Here is a 24,103-nt window from a genome sequence, read left to right as displayed (position 1 = left end):
GCCCCCTCCCCCCCCCCCCCCCCCCCCCCTCCCCCCCCCCCCCACCACCACCCCCCCCCCCCCCCCCCCCCCCCCCCCCCCCCCCCCCCCCCCCCCCCCCCCCCCCGCTCCGCTGCTCAGGCCTTCTTGGCGCACTCCGCGCAGGTGCCGAAGATCTCCAGGGTGTGCGCGATGTCGCTGAACCCGTGCTCCGCGGCGACCGCGTTGGCCCAGCGCTCCACCGCCGGGCCCTCCACCTCGACGGTGGCGCCGCAGTGCCGGCACACCAGGTGGTGGTGGTGCCCGCTGCTGCACCGGCGGTAGACGGCCTCGCCGTCGGCGGTGCGCAGCACGTCCACCTCGCCGGCGTCGGCGAGCGACTGGAGGGTGCGATAGACCGTGGTCAGACCGACGGAGTCCCCGCGGTGCTTGAGCATGTCGTGGAGCTCCTGCGCGCTGCGGAAGTCCTCGATCTCGTCCAGGGCCGCCGAGACGGCGGCACGTTGCCGGGTCGAGCGGGCGCGCGGCGACGGGCCTGCGGTGGTCACCGTGGGTCCTCCTGGGGTGGTGGGCGTCTCGCACCTCATTGTGCCAGCCCCGCCCCCCGCTCCGGAGTGATCGCGTCGGAGGAACCGCGGCCCGGGAGTTGCCCCGGGATCTGTCCCGGGGACTGCCCCGGGAATTCTTCCGGGAGTTGACCCGGGAACTGTTCCGGCAGGGCGACGTCGCAGACCTTCGGTCCGGGGTCCGCGACGCCCCTGCGGTGGCGCCGCCGGGCGAGCGGCGCGGCGAGCAGGCTGAACACCGCGAAGACCGCGATGGCGAGCAGCACGATGGCCGGGCCGGAGGGCACGTTGAGGTGGTAGGAGCCGGTGACGCCGGCCAGCGAGACCACCACGCCGAGCGCGATCGAGGCCGCCTGGGTGGCGGCGAACGACCGGGTGAGCTGCTGGGCGGCGACCACCGGGACCACCATCAGGGCACTGACCAGCAGCAGCCCGACCACCCGCATCGCGACGGTGACGGTGACGGCGGCCATCACCGCGAGCAGCAGGTTGAGCGTGCGCACCGGCAGGCCGGTGACCCGGGCGAAGTCCTCGTCCTGGCAGATCGCGAAGAGCTGTCGGCGCAGGCCGACGGTGACCGCGACGACCACCGCGCCGAGCACCGCGATGGTGATCAGGTCGGTCGGGGCGACGGTGAGGATGGAGCCCCACAGGTAGCTCTCCAGCGAGCCGGCGCCGGCCTGGGCGGAGAGCGAGACGAGCAGCTTGCCGCAGGCCATGCCGCCGTAGAAGAGCATCGCCAGGGCGATGTCGCCGCGCTGGTTGCCGCGCGAGCGGACCAGTTCCATCGTGACGGCGCCGAGCACGCAGACCAGCACGGCCATCCAGACCGGGCTGGTCTGGAAGATGAAGCCGAGGCCGACGCCGGTCATCGCGACGTGTCCCATGCCGTCGCCCATCAGGGCCTGCCGGCGCTGCACCAGGTAGATGCCGACGGCCGGTGCGGTGATCCCGACCAGGACGGCGGCGAGCAGGGCGCGCTGCATGAAGTCGTAGGAGAGCATCTCGGTCATGCCAGCAGCCTCGGCGGGGTGTGGTCGGCGTGCGGGTGGACGTGGTCGTGGCCGGGCAGCGCGTGCAGGCCGGTGTTGGGCACGGGCGGGCCGTCGTGCGCGACGCAGCCGTCCCGCAGCACCACGGCGCGGTCGATCAGCGGTTCCAGCGGCCCGAGTTCGTGCAGCACGAGGAGGACGGCGGCGCCGCGGGCGACCTCGGCGCGCAGGGTGTCGGCGAGCACCTGCTGGCTGGCGGCGTCCACGCCGGCCATCGGCTCGTCCATGATCAGCAGGTCGGGGGTGCCGACCAGGGCGCGGGCGATCAGCACCCGCTGCTGCTGGCCGCCGGACAGGTCGGCGACGCCGTCCCCGGCCCGCTCCAGCATGCCGACGGCGGCCAGCGCGCGGTCCACCGCCGCGCGGTCCCGGCGGCGGAACGGCAGCAGCCGGTGCTGCGGCAGCCGCCCGGTGGAGACCACTTCGCGCACGGTGGCCGGCACGCCGGAGGCGGCGGTGGTGCGCTGCGGGACGTACCCGATCCGGTGCCAGGCGCGGAAGCCGGCGTACGGGATGCCGAACAGCTCCAGCGTGCCCTGCCCCAGCGGGACGGAGCCGATCACGGCCTTGACGGTGGTGGACTTGCCGGAGCCGTTGGCGCCGAGCAGGGCGACCACCTCGCCGGGCTGGACGGTGAGGTCGACGCCGCGCAGCACCGGCCGACCGCCGCGCGAGGCGACGGCGTCGCGGAGGCGGACGGCCGGGGGTATCGGGTGGGTCATGGTGCTGTCGTCCCGTCAGCTGGTGGGGGTGCCGGTCGTGGTGGGAGTGGTGCCGGTCGCGGCGGGGGTGGCGCCGAGGGCGGCCTGGAGGTTGGCCAGGTTCTGCTTCATGACCGAGAGGTAGTCCTCCTTGCCCGGGTCCTTGACGCCCTCCAGCGGGTCCAGTACGGCGGTCTTGAGGCCGAGGTCCTTGGCGACGGTGTCGGCGAGCTTGGGGCTGACCAGGGTCTCGAAGAAGATCGTGGTGACGCCGTTGTCCTTGGCGGCCTTCTGCACCTCGGCGAGGCGGGCCGGGGTGGGCTCGGACTCGGGGTCGACGCCGTTGATGGCGACCTGGGTGAGGCCGTAGTGGTCGGCGAGGTAGCCGAAGGCGGCGTGGCTGGTGACGAAGGTCTTGGACTTGGCGTCCTTCAGGCCGTCCCGGAACTCCTGGTCCAGCGCCGTCAGCCGACCGACCAGGTCGTCGGTGTTCTTGCGGTAGTCGTCGGCGTGGGCCGGGTCGGCCTTGGCGAACCCGTCGCCGACGCTCTTGGCGATCGCCGCGTAGCGGGTCGGGTCGAGCCAGATGTGCGGGTCGCCGGCCGGGCCGTCGTGCTGGTGGCCGTCGGCCTCGGTGCCCTCGTCGAGGTGGTGGTCGACCAGCGGGCTGGCGGCGGTGGCGTCGATCTTGTACTTGGCCGAGGACTGGCCGACGGCCTGGTCGACGGTGGGCTGGAGGCCCTTGAGGTAGATGATCGCGTCGGACTTCTGGACGGTGGCGACCTGCTTGGCGGTGAGCTCCAGGTCGTGCGGCTCGACGCCGGCCGCGGTGAGGTCGGTGACCGCGACATGCTCCTTGCCGATCTGCTGGGCCAGGTACTCCATCGGGTAGAAGGAGGCGACGACCTTCAGCTTGCCGTCGGCGCTCTGGGCGCTGCTGCTGCCACCGCAGGCGGTCAGGACGAGGGAGGCGGTGAGGGCGGTGGCGGCGATGGCTATGGAGCTGCGGGTACGTCGTCCGATCATCATGACAATCATTCTCATCTTATCTGGAAATGATTGTCAACTCACTCGGACGGGTGAACGGCAGGTAGCCGTGGCTGGGAGGGGCCGGACGATACCGATTTGAACCCCGTACCCATATGGCCGGTAACCTGAGGTATTCGGGTACGCGCAACCAGCCGTGCCCTGACCGTGCCGTACGTACTGAAGAGAGCACTGTGGCCGCCGACAAGATCGACACGATCGTCAGCCTGAGCAAGCGCCGTGGCTTCGTCTACCCCTGCAGCGAGATCTACGGCGGCACGCGTGCCGCCTGGGACTACGGGCCGCTGGGCGTCGAACTCAAGGAGAACATCAAGCGCCAGTGGTGGCGCGCGATGGTCCAGGCCCGTGAGGACGTCGTGGGACTCGACTCGTCGGTGATCCTCGCGCGCGAGGTGTGGGAGGCCTCCGGCCACGTCGCCACCTTCAACGACCCGCTGACCGAGTGCCTCTCCTGCCACAAGCGCCACCGGGCCGACCACCTGGAGGAGAAGTACGAGGCCAAGCACGGCTTCCCGCCGCCGAACGGCCTCAAGGACGTCAACTGCCCCGACTGCGGCACCAAGGGCCAGTTCACCGAGCCCAAGGACTTCTCGGGCATGCTGAAGACCCACCTCGGCGTCACCGAGGAGGCCAGCGGCCTGGCCTTCCTGCGGCCCGAGACCGCCCAGGGCATCTTCACCAACTTCAAGGCCGTCCAGACCACGTCGCGCAAGAAGCCGCCGTTCGGCATCGCCCAGACCGGCAAGAGCTTCCGCAACGAGATCACCCCCGGCAACTTCATCTTCCGCACTCGCGAGTTCGAGCAGATGGAGATGGAGTTCTTCGTCAAGCCGGGCGAGGACGAGCAGTGGCACGAGTACTGGCTCCAGCAGCGCTGGGACTGGTACGTCGGCCTGGGCCTGCGCACCGAGAACATGCGCTTCTTCGAGCACCCGAAGGAGAAGCTCTCCCACTACGCCAAGCGCACGGTGGACATCGAGTACCGCTTCAACTTCGGCGGCAGCGAGTTCTCCGAGCTGGAGGGCGTCGCCAACCGCACCGACTACGACCTGCGGGTGCACAGCGAGGCGTCCGGCCAGGACCTCAAGTACTTCGACCAGGAGAGCGGCGAGCGGTACTTCCCGTACGTCATCGAGCCGGCGGCCGGCCTCAACCGCGCCATGCTGGCCTTCCTGATCGACGCCTACTTCGAGGACGAGGCGCCCAACGCCAAGGGCGTCATGGAGAAGCGCGTCGGCATGCGGCTCGACCCGCGCCTGGCCCCGGTCAAGGTCGCCGTCCTGCCGCTGTCGCGCAACGCCGACCTCTCCCCGAAGGCCCGTGGCCTCGCCGCCGACCTGCGCACCGCGTGGAACGTCGAGTTCGACGACGCCGGCGCCATCGGCAAGCGCTACCGCCGTCAGGACGAGATCGGCACGCCGTTCTGCGTCACCGTCGACTTCGACACCCTCGAGGACAACGCGGTGACCGTCCGCGACCGCGACACCATGTCGCAGGAGCGCGTCTCGCTCGACCAGGTCAAGGCGTACCTGGGTGCGCGGCTGATCGGCTGCTGAGCCTGCTCAGCTCTTCTGGAGCCCTCGTTCGCCCCGGTCCGTCCGGGGCGGGCGGGGGCTCCCGCGTGTTCCCGCCGTTCCCGCCCTCCGCTCACCGTCTGCGCTTACCGTCTGCCCCAGCGGGAACGGGGGGCCGCGGCCGGTTCGGTCGGCAGGCCGGCGCTGCGCAGGGCGGCCAGCGTCGTCCGGTGCCGGGCGCCGTCGGCGAGCAGCGCGGCGAGCAACCGCCCGTACAGCTCCGGGCTGGTGTCCAACGCGGCCGCCAGCTTGACCAGCTCCACCGGTGGGCGCAGCGCCGCCAGCTCGTGCAGCAGGACGGTCGCGAGCTCGGCCGGCAGCTCCGTCGCCAGCGCGGCCAGCTCCGCCGTCGGCTGGCCGGCCGCCTGGCGCAGCAGCGTCCGCACGTCGGCGTGCCGGCCCGTGCGGCGCAGGCCGGTCGCCAGCGCCGTCAGCTCCGGCGTCGGTGCCGAACCCCATTCCCACAGCAGCGTCGCGCCGTCCGCGCCCTGCCCGGCCCGCTCCAGCGCGGCCAGCAGGGCGGGCAGGGCCGACGCCGGATAGCCCCAGAACGCGTGGAACAGTTCCGCCGCCTCCTCCGCCAGCCCCAGCTCGCGCAACTCCGCCAGCATCGCCACCGCCTGCTCGGGGACGCACTGCGCGGCGCTCCTGGCCAGGTGCAGGGACGCGCCCGTCGGGCCGCGTCGGGAGAGCATGCCGGCCAGCAGCGCGGCGTCCGCCGGATCGAGGCCGGTGGCCGCCCGGGACAGCAGCTCCGTCGCCTCGGCGAAGGCGCCGGCGCGGTGCAGGGCCGCCACCCGCTCGGCGAGGGCGCCGATGTCGGGTCGGGCGGGTCGGGCGGGTCGGTCCTGGGGCGGCGGGGCCTGGGCCGGTTGCGGCTCCGGCTGTCGGTTCCGCAGTCGGTTCTCCAACGCCTCCAGTCGATCGCTCAGTTGGAGGCAGCGGGCGCCCAGGCCCTCGCGCAGGGCGCGCGCCTGCGCCAGCTGCCGCAGCAAGTCCCCGTCCGGCCGCTGGCGGCCCGGCGCCGCCCGGATCGCCTCGTTCAACCGCCGCTCCCGCTGGCTCGCGTAGCGGCTCGCGCGCAGTAACTCGTCCAGCTCCGACCGGAGTTCGTACGCCTGTTGCTCGCCCTCCGGGTCCTGGCCCGCGGATTGTGCCGTCGGCCGCATGCGCATGATCGCCCCACCCCGTCCATCTCTCCCCTGACTGCGGGACATCCTGGCGTCGCTATATGGCGGGGGAGTTAAGGGAGCGCGTCCAGTCGTGCGCGACTGGTGTCAAGGAGCGCGCAGACGGCGGTCGTTGCGAGAAGTGCGCCGGTCGCGCTCCGCGGCGGGCCGACCGCCCTCATGCGGCCAGCCGTGCCCGCGCCTCCATCAGGGCGAAGCCGAGCAGGTTCAACCCCTGCCACTCGTCGGGCCGTTCCGCGCGGATGTCGTCGGCCGCGAGCCCGATGCCCCAGATCCGGTCCACCGGGCTGGCCTCGACCAGGACGCGGTCGCCGGTGCCCAGCAGGTAGGCGCGCAGCGCCTCGTCCTGGCCGAACTTCGCGACGTTCCCCTCGACGACCAGCTCGAACCGGCCGGCCGTCCAGGCCGCGTCGTCGAACCCCTTGACCAGCCGCCCCAGCTTCTTCGCCTCGGCCGGCGTGCGGGCCGCCAGCACCTGCTGCTCGATGGCCTCGTCCCCGAACATCCGGGCCTTCCCCGCCATCATCCAGTGCTCGGCGGACGCGTACGCCACCCCGTCGACGGTGAACTCCCCGGGCCACCACTGGCTCAGGCACTCCTGCCGCGTCCCCCCGCCCTTCCGTTCGGTGTGCCCCCAGAACATCAGCCACTTCGGCCGCACCCCGGTGGCCATCAGTGCCGCCAGCTCCACCCGGCTACGGACGTCGGCAGAGGTCCCCACGCGCATCTCGCTCATATCGTCATTCTGACGCAAAGGGGGCCGTCGGGCCAGCGGGTTTTCGGTGGCCGGTCGGGTCAGTTGACGGGCAGCGCGTTCGCCATGTCCCGGAAGCGGGGCGACACGCGCATCATGCCGTCCGAGCCGACGTTGAGGTTCTCGATCCAGCCGTCCCGGTACCAGAAGAGCGACGGGGTCAGCGGGGCCGGGTCGCCGGCCGCGAGCTCCTTCGACAGGTCGATCAGGAAGCGGATGGCGTTCAGCGACAGGCTGGTGCGGATCGGCACGGCGCAGAGCGCGTTGTTCGTCGGCAGGGCGACCAGGGCCCCGTTGGGCAGCTCGACGCCCCCTCCCAGGGCGTTCTCCAGGCGCAGCGCGTGGGCGGCTCCGGGCCAGGCCCCCATGCCGTTGACGGTGTGGATGGTGTCGCCGTTGGACGCGTCGAAGACCTGCCGGTTGAGTTGCTCGGTGGCCAGGTTCGCGAAGGCCCGCTCCCACAGCTCGGCCCGGCTGATGCTCCACTGGTCGGCGGCGTGTTCGGCTATCGACAGGGCCTCGGTCTTGCCGGCCCGCTTGCCGGCGTCCACGCAGAGGACGACCGACAGCTCGTCGTCGATCTGCCGCGCCATCGGATCGGGCCCCAGGCCGCGGCTCCTGGTGATCAGGAGCCGCAGCCGGTCCCGGACCTCGAAGACCGAGATCGTCGCGAGCGCCTGGCACGGGCCGTGCTCGTCGCACAGCGGCCTCGGAAGGTTCTTGCGGCTGCCGAACAGTGGCATGGGTGACTCCCCGGGTGGTTGCGGTGGTCGGACCGAGCCACAGCATTCCATCGGTTGGCCCTGTCGTCCCGAGATCACCCCATTCCCGGAAGTGTTCTGTCGAGCCGTCAGGTAGTGGTGTGCTCCCAGCGGAGGGCGGGGTGGCCGTCGACCCAGTAGTGGGTCGCCCGGTCGGTGATCCGCAGGCGGACGGCGGTGAGGTCGGGGCGGCCGGCCTCCTGCCAGGCGGTGAGGATGCGCTCGACCTCGTCCCACAGGGCGACCGGGCCGCTCTGGTGGACCGTCCAGCCGTAGGTGTCGTCGGCGACCTCGGCGACGGATCCGGGGATGGACAGGCAGTAGATCGACTCCAGATCCTCCCCGATTGAGACGGTGAACTTGGCGTCTGGGAAGGAGAGTTGGGCGAGAATGGCCGGCGCCGGGTTGTTGAGGAGGGTGGGGGAGACGTGCGCCAGTCGCTTCGGCTCGGTGGTTGCCGCCCGGGCCGTGAGGTTGCCGACCGGGGGCACCGGGCGATCGGGCCGGACGGGAGGGAGGGCGGAGCGGCCGATGATCCGGCCGTCGGCGGTGCCGTCCGCGTGGACGGTGACCTTGGCCAGGCCGGCGCCCTCGGGCCAGGTGCCGACCGTGGCCAGGATCGTGCCGCCGGGTTTGGTCTGCCGCACCCAGGTGTGGGGGATGCGGCGCACCGCGTGGGTGGCGATCACCCGGTCGTGCGTGACCTCGGGGTCGCCCTCGGCGGTGGTGACGTTGCGCTCGCCGAGGAGGTGGCGGAGCAGGGCCGTCGAGTAGCCCGTGCCGGCGCCGATCTCCAGCACGGTGTGCCCGTCCTCGGCGCCCAGGGCGTCGATCATGCGGACGGTGGCGGCCGGGGCGGTGGTGGAGGCGGTGGGGAAGCCCCGGACGGGCGCGGAGACCTGGTCGGCGGTCAGATGCCCGTTGAGCTGGGTGACCAGCGACCGATTGCTGTGCGCGAGCTCGACCCACTCCGCCGGATCGGCGCCGCGCTCGGTCACCGGCCGCCAGCGGCGCCTACCGGTGGACACGAACACCCCGGGCCGCAGGAACGGCTCCCGGGGCACGGCCTCCACGGCGGCGCGCAGTGCCGGGCTGGTCAGGGCGCCGTCCGCCTCAAGCCGGTCGGCGAGTGTTCGGCGCGCGGCTGCGGTGTCCGGGGTCACGGTTCTCCCTCCTGGGGCGGGTGTGTACGTCTGTGCTGGATCGCCTTGCTGAGTGCGGAGTTGACCAGCACGGTGACAACGCAGAGTACGAGGAGGAAGAAGAGGTTCGCCATGCCGGGGTCGCTGTGGCGAAGCGGGCGGGAGGCGAGTGCCCCTGCGCCCGCCCCGGTCGCGATGGAGAACGCTGCGGCGGCGACCAGGGCGGGGTGGGGGCGGGTCGGTAGCGCCACGAGTTCTGCGGGGGCGGCGGGCCGATGTCCTCGGGTCGGGCCGTCCACTCGACGCCGCCATGGGGAGGGCGGAGGTGGAGGAGGCCGGCGACGAGGTCCATGACGACGCCGAGTCGCCCGGTGCGGCTGTCGTGGACGAGAGCGGCGTCGGGGGCGGTGGGGGTGGCGGCCGTCACGGGGTGAGCCAGCTGTCGAGCCGCACGGTGACCAACTTCCCGTTCGCACCCACGACTTTGGCGGCGAGGGGCACGCCGCCCGGCGCGTTGAGCGTGACGGTCGCACCGACGGAGGGGTGCCACGGCTGCTGGTCGGCCTGCTCGCGACGGGCGCGGACGCCGGCGCGGAGCACGTCGACGATCTGGACGACTACGGAGGTCGGGGCGGCGCCGAGGTCGATCAGGACGATGCCGGTGACGGAGGCGCAAGCCCAGTCGATTCCGGGGGAGGGGAGTTGGGTACCGGCGTAGGCGAGGGTCGCCTTGAGGTCGTCGAGGGCGTCGGCGGCCTCGCGGCGGTCCTCGGCGGTGATTTTTCTGAGCATGGAAGCCATGGCGTTCGGATTTCCTTGCGTGACGAGACTGTCCGGAAATATGGCAATCGACTGACCGGCAATGATCGCGCTGTGTCATCGCTCGATCACGATCCGATGCTCCACCTTGGCGTGGGCCGTTCCTACTGTGTTTGCGGGACGTTTGGGACACTTCGCGGCTATGGTTCGTCCCGTCCCCGATGTGCTGCGGAGATGGAATATGAACCATGGTCTTCGGCGCGCCTTGGCCAGTGCCAAGATGACGGAAGCGCAGCTGGCTGAGGCGTGTGGAGTCGACGCCAAGACCGTCAGCCGATGGATCGCCGATCCCGGCCGTACTCCCCATGCTCGACATCGATGGGCGGCTTGTAGGGCGCTAGGTGAGGAGGAAGTCGCTTTGTGGCCTACTACTGCCCGCTCGACCCTTAGGACTGGCCCTGACCGAGAGGTTGTCCAGGTATTTCCGTACCGCTCGGCGGCGCCGTCCTCGCTCTGGCGATCGCTGATTACCAAGGCCGAGCGTGAGTTGACGTTCGCCGGCTACACCAACTACTTCCTGTGGCTTGAGCAGGCGAACCTTGCCGGTGCGTTGCGGCGGAAGGCTCAGGGGGGGCTGTCGTGTGAGATTCCTCATCGGTGATCCTGACAGTCCAGTGACGAGAGCCCGTGAGTTTGAGGAGGGCGTTCCCCTCACGCTGGCTACACGGATCGCTGTGACCATCAGCGAGTTGGAGCGATTGCGAGATGTCTCGAACGTCGAGGGTCGGTTCGAGACCGGGCATGTGAACCTGTCTGTCTTCCGGTTCGATGACGAGATGCTGGTGACTCCGATCCTTGCCCGCAGGGTCGGCCACGACTCGCCCATGTTCCATCTTCGACGCACCCAGTCGGATGGCATGTTCGACCGATTCGCGGATCATGTCGAAGAGTTGTGGAGCCGAGGTCGAAGCATCTGGGAGGTGGCTGCGCATGGCCAGGCGTGATTTCGAGAACGACCCGCATGCGCCGAAGGCAAACAGCCTGGTGCCGGCGGCCTCTGTCGTCGTGGTCGACGGCGATGGCCGCGTACTCCTTCAGCGTCGTACCGACAACGGCATGTGGGCCTTGCCCGGCGGAAAGATGGAGCTCGGGGAGTCCCTCGCGGACTGCGGCGTCCGCGAAACCCGTGAGGAGACCGGTATCGACGTCGTCATCACCGGCATTGTGGGCACCTACACCGACCCTGGCCATGTTTTCGCCTATGACGACGGCGAGGTGCGGCAGGAGTTCTCCATTTGCTTGCTCGGTGAGCCGCTGGGTGGCGAACTCCGGGTCTCCGGCGAGTCGTTCGAGGTCGGCTGGTTCTCCCCAGCCGATGCCGACGGCCTGCCCATGGTGCCGAGCATCCGCAAGCGCCTCGCCGACTGGCGCAGCGGCCGCACCCCCGTCGTGCGCTGAGGCCTAGGAGTAGTGCTTGTGCAGGTCGTCGCTGATCAATCCGGTGCCGTGGTGGACGGCCTGGCTGGAGTAGGTCCCGCGCAGTTGGGCGGCGTGCGCGGTTCGCTGGTGTTCGATCAGCAGCCCTTCGGTGTCGTCCGAGTGGCCGCTGCGGGCCCGCTCTCGGCGGCCCAGGAGGACGGTCGTGCCGATGATGGCGGTCACGAGTGAGACCAGGAACGCGATGACGAAGGTCATGAGGTCTCACCTTTCCCCCGGTCCTGGATCGTCCCATGACGAACCATCTCCACGGAAGGGTCAGTTCCACCTGACCCGCCGCACGAGAAGTCGACCAGGTCGACTTCCCCTGCCGCGCGCCACGGGTTTCGGGGCCCGTCCCATCGAGCAGATCGGGAAGGGGGCATGACAACTCCCCCTTTCGGAAGCCGATGTGAGGAGCACTCATGAGCCCCACCCGTCGTGACGTCCTGCGCTGGGGAGCCGGTGCCGGTGGCGCCCTCCTGGCCGCCGCCGCGTTCAGCCCGTCTGCCGCCGCCGCCACCGTCAGCCCGTCCGCCTGGATGAGCGCCCTGGGCGACGCCACGCCGCTGACCGCCCTGACGATCCCCGGCACCCACGACTCCTGCTGCACCGACCCGATGCACGGCACCGAGTGGTCCCACACCCAGAACTGGGGCCTGCCCGAGCAACTCCAGCGCGGCATCCGCTTCCTCGACATCCGCTGCAACGGACTCGCGGGGACGGCCGACGAACTCGGCATCTACCACAGCGACAACTACCAGTACGTCCGGCTCCAGGACGTCCTCGACCAGTGCCGCTCCTTCCTCGCCGCCAACCCGCGCGAGGCCCTGGTCATGCGGGTCAGGAACGAGTACGCGGGCGGGAACCGGCTCGACGACACCGAGTTCCAGCGCCGGATCAACCACTACCTGGACGACCTCGGCTACCGGGGCCTGTTCTGGACCGACCCCTCGTGGCCCACCCTCGGCCAGGCCCGCGGCCGCGTCGTCCTCGCCGCCGACTTCGCCAACCCGTGGTCGGTCATCCAGTGGTCCAGTGGCACCAACACCTGGTTCGCGACCCAGGACACCTTCCAGGGCATCAGCCTCGCCGCCAAGTCCCAGGCCGTCGTCGACTGGTTCGACCATGCCTTCCTCGACCAGGGCTCCCCGCGGATGTACGTGAACTTCACGAGCTACGCCAACGGCGGCTGGCCCAAGGTCAACGCGGCCGCCATCATGCCCCCCGTCCGCGACTACCTGAACGCCCGCCGCCAACAGGCCGCCCACTTCGGCATCGTCCCGATGGACTTCCCCGACTTCCACACCGACGTCCTGCAACTGCTCATCGACAAGAACTTCATCGGCCGTTGACCGGGGCCGCCGACCCGACCGCTGGGTAGCCTGCCGGCATGCCTGATCCCTCACCCTTCGCGGTCCCGAATCGTTTCGACGGTGACCCTGCCCGTGTCGCACTCGTCATTCCCGGAGTCGGTTACTCGCCCGCCAGGCCGCTGCTCCACTTCGCCCGCGCCGTGCTCCTCCAACACGGCTGGACGGTGCAGGAGTTGTGGTGGCAGGTCCCGGGCGACTTCTCCCGGTTCACCGTGGACGACCGGATCGCATGGGTCGAGCGGCAGGTCGGCCGGGCCGTCGCCGCGGAGGAGGGGGCCTGCGGTCTCCTGGTCGGCAAGTCCTTGGGCTCGCTCGCCTGTGGCATCGCAGCCGATCGGGGGATGGCGGCGGCCTGGCTGACGCCCGTCCTGACCCTCGACCAGGTGGCCCGCTCGCTGCGCCGATCCGAAGCGCCGACGCTCCTGGTCGGCGGGAGCGCCGACCAGCTGTGGGATCGACAGGTCGCCGGGTCGGTGGGGCACGAGGTCCTGGAAGTACCCTCGGCGGATCACTCCCTTGAGCTGGCGGATGATCCCGTGGGGTCGGCCGGGGTGCTGCGGCAGGTCGTCTCGCGGCTGGACCGCTTCGTCGGCTCGCTCGACGTCTAGAGAGCGCCCGGAGCCGGTCGGCGGACGCCGAACCGGGGTGGGCGGCCCAGGCGGCGGGTTGCTCTTCGGCGTCGGTGGTGCTGGCCGGGGTGTCGCAGGTGAGGGCGGGTCCGCCGGTGTCCGGGCGGTGCAGGACCTTGGCGCGACGCCCTGGACGGCCCCGCGATCGGGTGTCGATCGCGGGGCCGCTGCCGTCGCCGTGGCCCGTGGGGCCGGTCGGCTCAGCCGATGGAGCGGGGGAGGCGGGTGGTCAGGTACAGGATGACGAAGGAGCCGATGAGCTGGAGGCCCAGGCAGAGGGCGAGGGCGCGGTCCATGCCGAGGCTGGGGGAGAGCGACAGGTAGAGGGTGCCGAGGGTGGCGACGCCGAGGGCGAGGCTGGACTGCTGGCCGGTGGCCAGGACGCCGCTGCCGACGCCGGCCCGGGCGGCGGGCACCTTGGCGAGGACGACGCGGAACAGCGGGGTGCCGATCAGGCCCTGTCCGATGCCGGCGAGCGCGACGCCGGGCGCCATCCGCAGCGGGGAGAAGTGCGACCAGTCGGCGAGGACGGTGACGGCGAGGGTGGCCAGGCCGGCGGCCTGGATGACGGCGCCCGCGCTCAGTACCCGGCTGCCGTAGCGGCCGATCAGGCGGGGGCCCGAGAGCGAGGCGGTGAAGTAGCCGACGGCCATCGGGACGAGCGCCCAGCCGGCCGCGACCGGACCGAGGTGCAGGCCCTGCTGGAGGGCGACGGCGATGACGAACATGAAGCCGCCGAAGCCGGCGAAGTAGGGCAGGGCGATGCCGAGGCCGCGCCGCATCTCGGGGATGCGCAGCAGGGACGGCGGCACCAGCGGGGTGGCGCCGCGCTGCTCCGCCCGGCGTTCGACCAGGACGAAGGCGGCGGCGAGGACGGGGAACAGTCCGAGCAGCACCCAGGACCAGAGCGGCCAGCCGGCGGCGCGGCCCTCCATCAGCGGGACGAGCAGGGCGAGCAGCGAGGCGGTGAGCAGGACGGTGCCGGGCACGTCGACCTGGGCGGCCTGGGTGGCCCGGCTCTCCGGGACGTAGCGGACGGCGAGGACCAGGGCGAGCAGCGCGAACGGCACGTTGAGCAGGAAGACGGAGCGCCAGCCGGTGCCGAACAGGTCGGCGGCGACGAGCATGCCGCCGAGCACCTGCCCGATCACCACGGAGATGCCGCCGACGGCGCCGTAGATGCTGAGGGCGCGGCCGCGCCGGGCGCCGTCGGTGGCGGCGGTGATGGTGCCGAGGACCTGCGGGATCAGCAGCGCGGCGGAGGCACCCTGGGCGGCGCGGGCGGCGACCAGCGTCCAGGCGCCGGGGGCGAGGCCGCAGGCGAGCGAGGTGACGGCGAAGGTGGCGGCGCCGACGACGAAGAGCCGGCGGCGGCCGAAGATGTCGCCGAGGCGCCCGCCGAGGACGAGCAGGACGGCGAAGGCGATGCCGTAGCCGGCGGCGACGAGTTCGAGGACGGCGGGCCCGGCGGCCAGGTCGTGGTCGATGGTGGGCAGCGCGACGTTGACGATGAAGAAGTCGAGCATCGGCAGGAAGGCCCCGAGCAGGACGGTGACCAGCCCGGCGGTGCCGAGGGAGGGGGCAGCGCTGCGGGCGGCGGTCGCGGTCGCGGCGCCGGGGGTGGTGGCGGTGCGGACCGGGTCGGGGGCGACGGCGAGTTGTTGGGTCACGGGTCCTACGATCCGCCTGGCCGTACCCTGGTACCAGAGTGTGGTTATCCAGGTATAAGAAGTACCTGGCAACAGGCTCCGGGCTGGCGCATGCTAGGAACCATGAGCCTCACCACCCCGGCCGCGCAAGCCCGGTCCGCCTCGGTCGCGCAAGCCCGGACCACCACGGCGACGCAAGCCCGGACCACCCCCGACGACGCCCGCCGGCACGACCTGGCGGCCTTCCTGCGCAGCCGCCGCGAGCGGATCGCGCCCGACCAGGTGGGCCTGCCCCCGACCGGCCGCCGCCGCACGCCGGGGCTGCGCCGCGAGGAGGTCGCGCAGCTCGCCGCCGTCGGGGTGACCTGGTACACGTGGTTGGAGCAGGGGCGGGACATCCAGGTGTCCACCCAGGTGCTGGACGCGGTCTCCCGCGCCCTGCTGCTGGACCCGAGCGAGCGCGCGCACCTGTTCACCCTGGCCGGCGCGGAGGATCCGGCGCCGGTGAAGGAGTGCCCCTCGGTCACCCAGAGCGTGCGGCTGGTGCTGGAGCAGATGGCGCCGTACCCGGCCGTGGCCGTCAACCCCCGCTACGACGTGCTCGCGTACAACGCCCAGTACACCGCGATCGTCGGCGATCTCAACGAACTTCCGCCCGAGGACCGCAACTTGATGTGGATGGCGTTCACCCCCTCGCGGTTCCGCGAGGTGCTGATCGACTACCGGACCGAACGCCTCGGCATGGTGGCCCGGTTCCGTGCCGCGATGGCCGACCACAGCGCGGAGCCCGTCTGGAAGGCACTGCTGGCCCGGCTGCTCAAGACCTCGCCGGACTTCGCGGAGGTCTGGCAGCGGCACGAGGTGATGGGGCCGAGCAACGGGATCAAGCGGTTCCAGGTGCCGGGCGTCGGGCTGCTGCGCTGCGAGTACACCAGCTTCTGGCTCGGCCCCCGACTCGGGACGCGGATGATCACGTACACCCCGCTGGACGAGGAGACCCGCGCGCTGATGAACCGGTTGCCCAGCAGCTTCTAGCCCTGCCCGACGGCTTCTAGCGGGGGGTGAGGACGGCACGCCCGAGCAGCACGCACACCACCGCGAGCGGCAGTTCGACGCCGATCGCCATCACCAGGGCGGCGAGCACCGCGTGGCCCGGGCCGGCGCAGGCGATGTCGGCCAGCGCGTCCCCCGCGAGCAGTAGGGCCACCGCTCCGCCGGCCCAGCCGGCGGCGGCGCTGCGCCGGCGCAGCAGGGCGTCGAGCGAGAGCAGCGCGGAGACCTCCAGCAGGTCGAGCACCACCCACGGGGTCTCGTGGCAGGCGGCGAGGACCGCGAGCCAGGGCAGCAGCGCGACGGCGGCCACGACCGGCACCCGCTCGAAGCGGGCGGGCAGGACGAGGGCGGCGGCCGGGCGGCCGGCGAGGACGGCGGTGCTCATGCGGCCCCTCCGACGACCGCGGCCTCGCCCCGGCGCCGCACCCGCTCCAGCGGCTGCCGCTCGGTGGTGTCCCCGCCGGGGTGCCGGACCAGCACCCCGGTGTACGGGCCCTCGGCCCAGGCGAGCCAGAACCGCCCGGCGACCGTGACCACCTCGGCGCCGACGGCCGGTCGCTCGAACCGGAACGGCCCGGCCGACCAGAGCGACCGTACGGACCGGAACGACCGTACGGACCGGAATGACCGCACGGACCCGAGCGACCGCACGGACCGGAGCGGCCCGGCCAGCCGCCCGGCGGTGAACGCCACCGCGGGCGCACCGCCGTCGGCCGCCAGCCGGCCCCAGGCGAGCACGTGGTGCGCCCGCCCGCCGGCCGGGCTGCGCCGAGCACCGCGCAGCAGCTGCGGGGTGAGCCGGGCGGCGACCAGGACATCGGCCAACTCGCCGTCCTGGTACACCTCCAGCGCGGCCCGGCCGCGGCGGCCGACCAGGCTGCGGACCGACCAGGGCCCGGCCCCGACCGGCAGCGTCCCCTCCGGCCCCGCCGTCCGGCGGAGCGCGTCCCCGGGAACACCCCCGTGGCTCCCGGGGACGGGCCGCCGGTGCGGCGGGGTGGCGGAGTGCGATGCGGTGCTCGTCATGCCGTCCAGCTTCCCGTCGATCATGGGCCGCTGTCGGTGGTGCCGTGCTCCGAATCCGGGGTGTACCTAGATACACCCCGACCGTGAGCCCCCCTTCATGGTGGCCGTTGATCATCGCGCCCTACGCTGTCGGTCATGCCCTCCACCACGTTGCGCCGAGCGCTCGTCAGGAGCCTTCGGCGCCCCCCGTGGTCGCCCGAGGCCTGGCGGGACACCCGCTTCATAGCCGCCGGCCTCCCGATGGCCCTGCCGGTCTGGCTGGCCGTCACCGAGTCCAAGCTGCTCTTCCCGATGACGGCCCTGGTCCTCATCTGCACGCGCCCGCTCACCGCCGCCCAGCGCGGCCGGCTGCGCGCCCTGCGCGGGGTGGAGGTGTCGCCGCCGCGCCCGGGCGAGCCGTGGGCCTGGCTGCCGGGCCGGCTGCTGCTGGGGCTGACCTGGCGCCAGAGCGTCCACCACCTGCTGGCCGGCCCGCTGCTGGCGGCGGGCGCGCTGGTGGTGCTGTACGCCTGGGGCGCCGGCGTGGTGATGGCCAGCGTGTACGGCTGGGTCTGGCTGATGCCCGTCGGCAGCCCGCTGCGCTCGGAGCTGGCCGGGCTGGACGTGGTGATCACGGTCGCCGGGGTGCTGCTGCTGGCCGTGATGCCCTGGCTGGCGGCGCTGGCGGCCTGGCTGGAGGTGCGCACGGCCCAGCTGCTGCTCGGCCCCAACCGCGCGGAGGCGCTGGAGCGGCGGGTCGAGGAGATCGCCGAGAGCCGGGCCGGGCTGGTCGACGTGGTGGACGCCGAGCGCCGCCGGATCGAGCGGGACCTGCACGACGGTGCCCAGCAGCGCCTGACCTCCCTCGCGATGAACCTGGGCCTGGCCCGGCGCACCCTCAAGGACGTCCCGCCCGAGGTCATGCAGGTGATCGTGGACGCGCACGAGGAGGCGCAGGCGGCCATCGACGAGCTGCGCGACCTGGTCCGCGGCCTGCACCCGGCGGTCCTGGAGGACCGCGGCCTGGACGCGGCGCTGTCCGGCATCGCGGCCCGCGCCCCGCTGCCGGTGCGCCTGGACGTCCACCTCGCCGAGCCGGTCGCCCCGACCGTCGAGGCGGTCGCCTACTTCACCGTCTCCGAGGCCCTGACCAACGTGGCCAAGCACGCCCGCGCCCAGCGGGTCGACCTCTCGGTGCGGACGGTCGGCGGCCGGCTGCGCCTGGTCATCAGCGACGACGGCGTGGGCGGCGCGGACGCCTCGCGCGGCACCGGGCTGACCGGCCTGCGCAAGCGCGCCGCCTCGGTCGACGGCACACTGTCCGTTCTCAGCCCCCTCGGGGGCCCCACCACCATCACCGTGGAGTTGCCGTGCGCGCTGTGATCGCCGAGGACTCGGTCCTGCTGAGGGTCGGCCTGGTCAAGGTCCTGGAGGCGGTGGGCTTCGAGGTCGCCGCCGCCGTCGGGGACGCCACCGAGTTGCTGGCGGCCGTCGAGGAGCACCGCCCGAAGGTGGTGGTGGCGGACGTCCGGATGCCTCCGGGCTTCCACGACGAGGGCGTGAAGGCCGCCATGGTGATCCGCCGGCAGTGGCCGGAGGTCGCCGTGCTGCTGCTCTCCCAGTTCGTGGAGGAGCGCTACGCCGCCGACCTGCTGGCCACCAACACCAGCGGCGTCGGCTACCTGCTCAAGCAGCGGGTGGCCAACGTGGACGACTTCGTGGAGGCGCTGCAGCGGGTCGCCGCGGGCGGCACCGCGCTGGACCCGGAGGTGGTGGCCCAGCTGCTGGTGCGCCGCTACCGGGACCCGCTGGAGAAGTTGACCCCGCGCGAGCGGGACGTGCTCGGCCTGATGGCGGAGGGCCGCTCCAACGCCGCGATCGCGGCCGCCCTGGTGGTCAGCGACAGCGCGGTGGCCAAGCACATCAACTCGATCTTCACCAAGCTCGACCTGCCGCCGGCCGACGACAGCCACCGCCGGGTGCTGGCGGTGCTGCGGTTCCTGGAGGTCGGGTAGCCGTGGGCGGACCGACGAAGGCGTGGGGGCGGAAGGCCTGGCGGACCACCGGCACGCTCGCGATCGCGGTCGTCATGATCGGGGCCGGGATGCAGACCTGGGCGATGGTGGTGCAGCAGCAGACGACCTCGACGCAGCCGTACAACGTCGTCATCCACAAGCTCCGGCTGGACACCGGCAGCGCCTCGGTGCGGATCAGGGCGGGCCGCGACGGCCGGGTGGTGGTCCGGCAGAACCTGGACTGGATGGTGCGCAAGCCGTCGGTGTCGACCACCTTCGACGGCGACGTGCTCACGGTCGGCATGGAGTGCCGGAAGTTCCTGCCGTTCGCCGACTTCGGCTGCGGTGCCCAGATCGAGCTGGAGGTGCCGGCCGGTACCGACGTGTCGGGGCAGGTGAGCTCGGGCAGCGTCGAGGTGGACGGCCTGAGCGGCGGCGTCCGGATGGACCTCACCTCGGGCGAGCTGAAACTGACCGGCACGTCCGGGCAGGTGTACGCGCACGCCACCTCCGGGATGGTGCAGGGCACCGGCCTGCGCTCGGAGCAGGTGTACGCGGAGACCACCTCGGGGGCGGTCGACCTGGCCTTCTCCAGGGCGCCGCGGTCGGTGGACACCAGGAGCGGGTCGGGCTCGGTGAAGCTGGCCCTGCCGCAGGACTCCCACTACGCCTTCAGCGGCGAGGTCGGCAGCGGCAGCCGCCACATCGACCCGAGCCTGGCGGACCCGGCCAGTCCGAACCGGATCCACGGCTCGGTCACCTCGGGCTCGATCACGATCGACCCGGCCTAGAGAGGCCCGGAGGGCCCCGGGGAGGCCCGGAGCGGCCCGGAAACAGGGGCTGACCCGAGTGGGGGACAATGGAGAGTCCCGTTCCCCTGCCCCGAGGTCAGCCGCGCATGACTGCCACGCCCGCACCCACCGCGCCCGACGCCGAGTTCGCGCCGCTGGACATCGGCCCGATCCGGGTGTGGCCGCCCGTCGTGCTGGCGCCGATGGCCGGCATCACCAACGCGCCGTTCCGCACGCTCTGCCGCGAGCAGAGCGGCGGCAAGGGCCTGTACGTCTCCGAGATGATCACCACCCGGGCCCTGGTCGAGCGCAACGCCAAGACCATGCAGCTGATCAAGTTCGACGCCAGCGAGAAGCCGCGCTCGATCCAGCTGTACGGCGTGGACCCGGTGACGGTCGGCAAGGCCGCCCGGATGATCGCGGACGAGGGCCTGGCCGACCACATCGACCTCAACTTCGGCTGCCCCGTCCCCAAGGTGACCCGCAAGGGCGGCGGCTCGGCGCTGCCGTACAAGCGCAACCTGCTGCGCGAGATCCTGCGCGAGGCCGTGGCCAACGCGGGCGACCTGCCGGTCACCATGAAGATGCGCAAGGGCATCGACGACGACCACCTCACCTACCTGGACGCCGGCCGGATCGGCGCCGAGGAGGGCGTGGCCGCGATCGCCCTGCACGGGCGCACCGCCGCCCAGCACTACGGCGGGACGGCCGACTGGTCGGCGATCGCCCGGCTGCGCGAGTCCGTTCCGGCGCACGTCCCGGTGCTGGGCAACGGGGACATCTGGTCGGCGGACGACGCGCTGCGGATGATGCGGGAGACCGGCTGCGACGGCGTCGTGGTGGGCCGCGGCTGCCTGGGCCGGCCGTGGCTGTTCAGGGACCTGGTCTCGATCTTCGAGGGCGAGGTCGACTACGCCCGTCCGGACTTCGGCTACGTGGCGCGGGCCATGGTGCGGCACGCGCAGTTGCTCGGCGAGTGGATCGGCGACGAGGCGCGCGGCGTGATCGACTTCCGCAAGCACGTCGCCTGGTACACCAAGGGTTTCTCGGTCGGCTCGGAGCTGCGGGTGAAGCTCGCCAACTCCTCCTCCCTGGTCGAGCTGGCCGGAACCCTCGCCCTGGTGGAGCAGTCCCAGGCCTGGCCGGCGGGTGCGGACGGGCCGCGCGGGCGTACCGCCGGCAACAACCGGGTGGTGCTGCCCGAGGGCTGGTTGGACGATCCGTACGACTGCGCCCGACCGGGGGCGGATGCCGAATCGGACACCTCTGGCGGATGACCTGTCCATAATGGCGAAATCGGCCCCCTGGGGCCCATCGCCACTCGGTCCCAGCCCTCTTGTCCAACCTGGACAGGAGGGCTCCTTTTCGGCGATCCGATGTCACGGAACGGGCACGTTTCTGGACGGAGTGCGACGATCGGCGGAGGTGGACTACGTTCGACCGGTGAGATGCGCTGGTGACGCTTGCCACATGCGGTGGCGCCTGGCGGCGGGTCAGTGGACGAAATGGACAGGACGACTGTGAATCGCTTCCCGAAGCCGGTGGGCCGGTGATCGGCCGATCCGAGTGCAGGAAATCAAGCCGGGGCAACGCGGGCGACCCGCGACCGCTACCCAGCGTCCGAATCATGCGATCTTCGTGTTCTATTCGTTCAAGACTTGAAGGTTGGCTAGCGTCATCCGGACGATTTCACCAACAGAGGTGAACGCCTTTATGTGCATTCGATCTATCGGGTTACCCCCGGGTACCGGCCTCGTACGGCCCATTCGGGGCAGAGAAGAACCTTCGAAATGGGTATGTTCTCCGGCGTCAGGGCAACCGCGTACGAGGAGACCGACCCGTGCCGTCCCAGCAGAAGTTTGTTTACTCCTTCACTGAAGGAAACAAGGACCTCAAGGACCTTCTCGGCGGCAAGGGCGCGAACCTGGCCGAGATGACCAACCTTGGCCTCCCCGTCCCTCCGGGGTTCACCATCACCACCGAGGCCTGCAAGGTCTTCCTGGAGACCGGCAGCGAGCCGGCCTCGCTGCACCAGGAGATCAGCGCCCACCTGGACGCGCTCGAGCAGGAGATGGGCAAGAAGCTCGGCCAGCCCGACAACCCGCTGCTGGTGTCGGTGCGCTCGGGCGCGAAGTTCTCCATGCCCGGCATGATGGACACCGTCCTGAACATCGGCCTCTCGGACGCCTCGGTGGTCGGTCTCGTCGCCCAGTCCGGCAACGAGCGCTTCGCCTGGGACTCCTACCGCCGCCTGGTCCAGATGTTCGGCAAGACCGTGCTGGGCGTCGACGGCGAGCTGTTCGAGGAGGCCCTGGACGAGGCCAAGCACGCCAAGGGCACCGCCAACGACCTGGACCTGGACGCTTCCGACCTCCGGGCGCTCGTCGAGGTGTTCAAGGGCATCGTCGAGCGCGAGACCGGCCGGGCCTTCCCGCAGGACCCGCGCGCGCAGATGGACCTCGCCATCCACGCCGTCTTCCACTCCTGGAACGGCGACCGCGCCCGCCTGTACCGCCGGCAGGAGCGCATCCCGAACGACCTCGGCACCGCGGTCAACGTCTGCAGCATGGTCTTCGGCAACCTTGGCGAGGACTCCGGCACCGGTGTCGCCTTCACCCGCGACCCCTCCACCGGTGCCCAGGGCGTCTACGGCGACTACCTGTCCAACGCCCAGGGCGAGGACGTCGTCGCCGGCATCCGCAACACCCTGCCGCTGGCCGAGCTGGAGAAGCTCGACAAGAAGTCGTACGACGAGCTGATGACGATCATGCAGACGCTCGAGAACCACTACCGCGACCTCTGCGACATCGAGTTCACCATCGAGCGCGGCAAGCTCTGGATGCTGCAGACCCGCGTCGGCAAGCGCACCGCCGCCGCGGCCTTCCGGATCGCCGTCCAGCTGGTCGACCAGGGCCTGATCGACCTGGACGAGGCCCTCATGCGGGTCACCGGCGGCCAGCTCTCGCAGCTGATGTTCCCGCGCTTCGCCCCGAACGCCGAGTCCCAGCAGATCGCCTGGGGCCTCGCCGCCTCGCCCGGCGCCGCCATCGGCAAGATCGTGTTCGACTCCTACACCGCCGTCAAGTGGTCCCGTTCCGGCGAGAAGGTCATCCTGGTCCGCCGCGAGACCAACCCGGACGACCTGGACGGCATGATCGCCGCCGAGGGCATCCTCACCTCGCGCGGCGGCAAGACCTCGCACGCCGCCGTCGTCGCCCGCGGCATGGGCAAGACCTGCGTCTGCGGCGCCGAGGAGCTGGAGGTCGACACCAAGCGCCGCCGGATGACCACCGCCGGCGGCCTGGTGCTGGAGGAGGGCGACGTCGTCTCCATCGACGGCGCCACCGGCAAGGTCTACCTCGGCGAGGTCCCCGTCCTGCCGTCCCCCGTCGTCGAGTACTTCGAGGGCACCCTGCACGCCGGCGCCGACGTCCAGGGCGGCCTCGTCCAGGCCGTCCACCGGCTGATGGCGCACGCCGACGTCCGCCGCCGGCTCGCCGTGCGCGCCAACGCCGACAACGCCGAGGACGGCGGGCGCGCCCGCCGCTACGGCGCCCAGGGCATCGGCCTGTGCCGCACCGAGCACATGTTCCTCGGCGAGGAGCGCCGCAAGGAGGTCGAGCACCTGATCCTGGCGGACAACGACAAGGACCGCGAGCTCGCCCTCTCCACCCTGCTGCCGCTGCAGAAGGGCGACTTCCTGGAGCTCTTCCAGGCCATGGACGGCCTGCCCGTCACCGTCCGGCTGCTCGACCCGCCGCTGCACGAGTTCCTGCCGGACATCACCGAACTGTCGGTGCGCGTCGCCCTCGCCGAGGCCCGCAAGGACCCGAACGAGAACGATCTGCGCCTGCTCCAGGCGGTGCACAAGCTGCACGAGCAGAACCCGATGCTGGGCCTGCGCGGCGTCCGCCTCGGCCTGGTCATCCCCGGCCTGTTCGGCATGCAGGTCCGCGCCATCGCCGAGGCCGCCGCCGAGCGCCGGCTGGCCGGCGGGGACCCGCGCCCCGAGGTGATGATCCCGCTGGTCGGCACCGTCCAGGAGCTGGAGCTGGTCCGCGACGAGTGCGAGCGCGTGCTCGCCGAGGTCGCCCAGTCCACCGGCGTGCAGCTGGACATCAAGCTCGGCACCATGATCGAGCTGCCGCGCGCCGCGGTCACCGCCGGTCAGATCGCCGAGGCCGCCGAGTTCTTCTCCTTCGGCACCAACGACCTCACCCAGACCGTGTGGGGCTTCTCCCGGGACGACGTGGAGGCCTCGTTCTTCACCGCGTACCTGGAGAAGGGCATCTTCGGGGTCTCCCCGTTCGAGACCATCGACCGCGACGGCGTCGGCGCGCTCGTCAAGCACGCCGTCGAGGCCGGCCGGGCCACCCGCCCCGACCTCAAGCTCGGCGTCTGCGGCGAGCACGGCGGCGACCCGGACTCGGTCCACTTCTTCCACGAGGTGGGGCTGGACTACGTCTCCTGCTCCCCCTTCCGGATCCCGGTGGCGCGCCTGGAGGCAGGCCGCGCCGCCATCGAGACGGCGGGCAGCGACCCGCGCTGAGAGAGGGTAGGCATCCCCTCCTCGGCTGCGGGCCG

The 24,103-nt window shown here is 71.8% G+C and carries 25 protein-coding genes; 12 read left to right on the top strand and 13 right to left on the bottom strand.

The window, feature by feature from the left end:
- Positions 1 to 116: 116 nt before the first annotated feature.
- The 4 genes from AC07BF_RS06105 to AC07BF_RS06090 are packed head-to-tail and all read right to left on the bottom strand — an operon-like array spanning position 117 to position 3,327.
- Complete coding sequence (locus tag AC07BF_RS06105) at positions 117 to 527, bottom strand: Fur family transcriptional regulator (protein ID WP_350878206.1); 411 nt, start codon at positions 525 to 527, stop codon at positions 117 to 119.
- A gap of 35 nt (positions 528 to 562) precedes the next feature.
- Positions 563 to 1,558, bottom strand: a complete 996-nt coding sequence (locus tag AC07BF_RS06100; RefSeq protein ID WP_363586346.1) for a metal ABC transporter permease — start codon at positions 1,556 to 1,558, stop codon at positions 563 to 565.
- Positions 1,555 to 2,319, bottom strand: a complete 765-nt coding sequence (locus AC07BF_RS06095; protein ID WP_350878204.1) for a metal ABC transporter ATP-binding protein — start codon at positions 2,317 to 2,319, stop codon at positions 1,555 to 1,557. The genes AC07BF_RS06100 and AC07BF_RS06095 overlap by 4 nt, the downstream gene beginning before the upstream one ends.
- Before the next feature lie 15 nt (positions 2,320 to 2,334).
- Positions 2,335 to 3,327: a metal ABC transporter substrate-binding protein gene (locus tag AC07BF_RS06090; protein ID WP_363629219.1), complete on the bottom strand. Its 993-nt coding sequence runs from the start codon at positions 3,325 to 3,327 to the stop codon at positions 2,335 to 2,337.
- A 191-nt stretch (positions 3,328 to 3,518) separates the two neighbouring features.
- On the opposite strand from AC07BF_RS06090, the gene AC07BF_RS06085 reads away from it, so the two are divergent.
- Positions 3,519 to 4,901 carry a glycine--tRNA ligase gene (locus AC07BF_RS06085; RefSeq protein WP_030233601.1) on the top strand — a complete coding sequence of 461 codons (1,383 nt, stop codon included), beginning with the start codon at positions 3,519 to 3,521 and terminating at the stop codon, positions 4,899 to 4,901.
- Positions 4,902 to 5,005: 104 nt separating this feature from the next.
- On the opposite strand, the gene AC07BF_RS06080 is transcribed toward AC07BF_RS06085, so the two are convergent.
- From AC07BF_RS06080 to AC07BF_RS06060, 5 genes are all read right to left on the bottom strand, one after another.
- Positions 5,006 to 6,094: a hypothetical protein gene (locus AC07BF_RS06080; RefSeq protein WP_478333031.1), complete on the bottom strand. Its 1,089-nt coding sequence runs from the start codon at positions 6,092 to 6,094 to the stop codon at positions 5,006 to 5,008.
- Between the two features lie 172 nt (positions 6,095 to 6,266).
- Positions 6,267 to 6,845 carry an NADAR family protein gene (locus AC07BF_RS06075; RefSeq protein ID WP_400985162.1) on the bottom strand — a complete coding sequence of 193 codons (579 nt, stop codon included), beginning with the start codon at positions 6,843 to 6,845 and terminating at the stop codon, positions 6,267 to 6,269.
- A gap of 59 nt (positions 6,846 to 6,904) precedes the next feature.
- Positions 6,905 to 7,606: a hypothetical protein gene (locus AC07BF_RS06070; protein ID WP_363586343.1), complete on the bottom strand. Its 702-nt coding sequence runs from the start codon at positions 7,604 to 7,606 to the stop codon at positions 6,905 to 6,907.
- A gap of 107 nt (positions 7,607 to 7,713) precedes the next feature.
- Positions 7,714 to 8,787, bottom strand: a complete 1,074-nt coding sequence (locus tag AC07BF_RS06065) for a methyltransferase domain-containing protein (RefSeq protein WP_478316468.1) — start codon at positions 8,785 to 8,787, stop codon at positions 7,714 to 7,716.
- A 402-nt stretch (positions 8,788 to 9,189) separates the two neighbouring features.
- Positions 9,190 to 9,567, bottom strand: coding sequence for a hypothetical protein (locus AC07BF_RS06060; RefSeq protein ID WP_363629226.1), 378 nt, complete (start codon positions 9,565 to 9,567; stop codon positions 9,190 to 9,192).
- 61 nt (positions 9,568 to 9,628) lie between these two features.
- Here AC07BF_RS06060 and AC07BF_RS06055 point away from each other — a divergent pair, with 61 nt between their 5' ends.
- The 3 genes from AC07BF_RS06055 (at position 9,629) to AC07BF_RS06045 (ending at position 10,983) form a co-directional block, all read left to right on the top strand.
- On the top strand, positions 9,629 to 10,186 hold the full coding sequence (locus AC07BF_RS06055) for a helix-turn-helix domain-containing protein (RefSeq protein ID WP_478333030.1): 558 nt from the start codon (positions 9,629 to 9,631) through the stop codon (positions 10,184 to 10,186).
- Between the two features lie 73 nt (positions 10,187 to 10,259).
- Positions 10,260 to 10,529 carry a hypothetical protein gene (locus AC07BF_RS06050; RefSeq protein ID WP_478333029.1) on the top strand — a complete coding sequence of 90 codons (270 nt, stop codon included), beginning with the start codon at positions 10,260 to 10,262 and terminating at the stop codon, positions 10,527 to 10,529.
- Positions 10,516 to 10,983 (top strand): NUDIX hydrolase, encoded by a 468-nt coding sequence (locus AC07BF_RS06045; RefSeq protein WP_363620312.1) that lies wholly within the window; start codon positions 10,516 to 10,518, stop codon positions 10,981 to 10,983. The genes AC07BF_RS06050 and AC07BF_RS06045 overlap by 14 nt, the downstream gene beginning before the upstream one ends.
- A 3-nt stretch (positions 10,984 to 10,986) precedes the next feature.
- On the opposite strand, the gene AC07BF_RS06040 is transcribed toward AC07BF_RS06045, so the two are convergent.
- A complete protein-coding gene (locus AC07BF_RS06040) occupies positions 10,987 to 11,220 on the bottom strand; it encodes a hypothetical protein (protein ID WP_363629230.1) in 234 nt (77 codons plus the stop codon).
- Between the two features lie 206 nt (positions 11,221 to 11,426).
- Between AC07BF_RS06040 and AC07BF_RS06035 the strand changes: the two genes are divergently transcribed.
- Complete coding sequence (locus AC07BF_RS06035; RefSeq protein WP_363586341.1) at positions 11,427 to 12,356, top strand: phosphatidylinositol-specific phospholipase C; 930 nt, start codon at positions 11,427 to 11,429, stop codon at positions 12,354 to 12,356.
- A 38-nt stretch (positions 12,357 to 12,394) separates the two neighbouring features.
- Positions 12,395 to 12,985, top strand: coding sequence for an alpha/beta hydrolase (locus AC07BF_RS06030; RefSeq protein WP_363586340.1), 591 nt, complete (start codon positions 12,395 to 12,397; stop codon positions 12,983 to 12,985).
- A 221-nt stretch (positions 12,986 to 13,206) separates the two neighbouring features.
- On the opposite strand, the gene AC07BF_RS06025 is transcribed toward AC07BF_RS06030, so the two are convergent.
- On the bottom strand, positions 13,207 to 14,676 hold the full coding sequence (locus AC07BF_RS06025; RefSeq protein ID WP_478333028.1) for an MFS transporter: 1,470 nt from the start codon (positions 14,674 to 14,676) through the stop codon (positions 13,207 to 13,209).
- Between the two features lie 102 nt (positions 14,677 to 14,778).
- Here AC07BF_RS06025 and AC07BF_RS06020 point away from each other — a divergent pair, with 102 nt between their 5' ends.
- Entirely contained in the window at positions 14,779 to 15,690 is a 912-nt protein-coding gene (locus AC07BF_RS06020; protein WP_478333027.1) for a helix-turn-helix transcriptional regulator, read from the top strand.
- A gap of 16 nt (positions 15,691 to 15,706) precedes the next feature.
- Here AC07BF_RS06020 and AC07BF_RS06015 read toward each other — a convergent pair whose 3' ends face one another.
- Positions 15,707 to 16,093: a hypothetical protein gene (locus AC07BF_RS06015; protein WP_478333026.1), complete on the bottom strand. Its 387-nt coding sequence runs from the start codon at positions 16,091 to 16,093 to the stop codon at positions 15,707 to 15,709.
- The gene (locus AC07BF_RS06010) at positions 16,090 to 16,734 is read right to left on the bottom strand and encodes a hypothetical protein (RefSeq protein WP_478316456.1); all 645 of its coding nucleotides are present in this window, start codon (positions 16,732 to 16,734) and stop codon (positions 16,090 to 16,092) included. Before AC07BF_RS06010 ends, AC07BF_RS06015 begins: the two co-directional genes overlap by 4 nt.
- Before the next feature lie 135 nt (positions 16,735 to 16,869).
- Between AC07BF_RS06010 and AC07BF_RS06005 the strand changes: the two genes are divergently transcribed.
- The 5 genes from AC07BF_RS06005 (at position 16,870) to ppdK (ending at position 24,068) form a co-directional block, all read left to right on the top strand.
- Positions 16,870 to 18,096 carry a sensor histidine kinase gene (locus tag AC07BF_RS06005; protein WP_363620324.1) on the top strand — a complete coding sequence of 409 codons (1,227 nt, stop codon included), beginning with the start codon at positions 16,870 to 16,872 and terminating at the stop codon, positions 18,094 to 18,096.
- Positions 18,084 to 18,728 (top strand): response regulator, encoded by a 645-nt coding sequence (locus AC07BF_RS06000; protein ID WP_478333025.1) that lies wholly within the window; start codon positions 18,084 to 18,086, stop codon positions 18,726 to 18,728. Before AC07BF_RS06005 ends, AC07BF_RS06000 begins: the two co-directional genes overlap by 13 nt.
- A 2-nt stretch (positions 18,729 to 18,730) precedes the next feature.
- Complete coding sequence (locus AC07BF_RS05995; RefSeq protein WP_363586334.1) at positions 18,731 to 19,519, top strand: DUF4097 family beta strand repeat-containing protein; 789 nt, start codon at positions 18,731 to 18,733, stop codon at positions 19,517 to 19,519.
- Between the two features lie 107 nt (positions 19,520 to 19,626).
- Positions 19,627 to 20,796, top strand: a complete 1,170-nt coding sequence (gene dusB / locus AC07BF_RS05990; RefSeq protein WP_363586333.1) for a tRNA dihydrouridine synthase DusB — start codon at positions 19,627 to 19,629, stop codon at positions 20,794 to 20,796.
- Between the two features lie 563 nt (positions 20,797 to 21,359).
- Positions 21,360 to 24,068, top strand: coding sequence for a pyruvate, phosphate dikinase (gene ppdK / locus AC07BF_RS05985; RefSeq protein ID WP_363586332.1), 2,709 nt, complete (start codon positions 21,360 to 21,362; stop codon positions 24,066 to 24,068).
- Positions 24,069 to 24,103 lie beyond the last annotated feature (35 nt).

It is taken from the genome of Kitasatospora sp. NPDC043950 (assembly GCF_056435345.1).
This window is presented reverse-complemented; position numbering and strand designations above follow the sequence as displayed.

Bases quoted from the DNA above. Each gene is read 5' to 3' on its own strand.
- AC07BF_RS06075 (WP_400985162.1), bottom strand. From the start codon at position 6,845: ATGAGCGAGATGCGCGTGGGGACCTCTGCCGACGTCCGTAGCCGGGTG.
- AC07BF_RS06100 (WP_363586346.1), bottom strand. From the start codon at position 1,558: ATGACCGAGATGCTCTCCTACGACTTCATGCAGCGCGCCCTGCTCGCC.
- AC07BF_RS06020 (WP_478333027.1), top strand. From the start codon at position 14,779: ATGAGCCTCACCACCCCGGCCGCGCAAGCCCGGTCCGCCTCGGTCGCG.
- AC07BF_RS06005 (WP_363620324.1), top strand. From the start codon at position 16,870: ATGCCCTCCACCACGTTGCGCCGAGCGCTCGTCAGGAGCCTTCGGCGC.
- AC07BF_RS06010 (WP_478316456.1), bottom strand. From the start codon at position 16,734: ATGACGAGCACCGCATCGCACTCCGCCACCCCGCCGCACCGGCGGCCC.
- AC07BF_RS06095 (WP_350878204.1), bottom strand. From the start codon at position 2,319: ATGACCCACCCGATACCCCCGGCCGTCCGCCTCCGCGACGCCGTCGCC.
- AC07BF_RS06040 (WP_363629230.1), bottom strand. From the start codon at position 11,220: ATGACCTTCGTCATCGCGTTCCTGGTCTCACTCGTGACCGCCATCATC.
- AC07BF_RS06070 (WP_363586343.1), bottom strand. From the start codon at position 7,606: ATGCCACTGTTCGGCAGCCGCAAGAACCTTCCGAGGCCGCTGTGCGAC.
- AC07BF_RS06030 (WP_363586340.1), top strand. From the start codon at position 12,395: ATGCCTGATCCCTCACCCTTCGCGGTCCCGAATCGTTTCGACGGTGAC.
- AC07BF_RS06060 (WP_363629226.1), bottom strand. From the start codon at position 9,567: ATGGCTTCCATGCTCAGAAAAATCACCGCCGAGGACCGCCGCGAGGCC.
- AC07BF_RS06035 (WP_363586341.1), top strand. From the start codon at position 11,427: ATGAGCCCCACCCGTCGTGACGTCCTGCGCTGGGGAGCCGGTGCCGGT.
- dusB (WP_363586333.1), top strand. From the start codon at position 19,627: ATGACTGCCACGCCCGCACCCACCGCGCCCGACGCCGAGTTCGCGCCG.
- AC07BF_RS06080 (WP_478333031.1), bottom strand. From the start codon at position 6,094: ATGCGCATGCGGCCGACGGCACAATCCGCGGGCCAGGACCCGGAGGGC.
- AC07BF_RS06090 (WP_363629219.1), bottom strand. From the start codon at position 3,327: ATGATGATCGGACGACGTACCCGCAGCTCCATAGCCATCGCCGCCACC.
- AC07BF_RS06055 (WP_478333030.1), top strand. From the start codon at position 9,629: ATGATCGCGCTGTGTCATCGCTCGATCACGATCCGATGCTCCACCTTG.
- AC07BF_RS06015 (WP_478333026.1), bottom strand. From the start codon at position 16,093: ATGAGCACCGCCGTCCTCGCCGGCCGCCCGGCCGCCGCCCTCGTCCTG.
- AC07BF_RS06045 (WP_363620312.1), top strand. From the start codon at position 10,516: ATGGCCAGGCGTGATTTCGAGAACGACCCGCATGCGCCGAAGGCAAAC.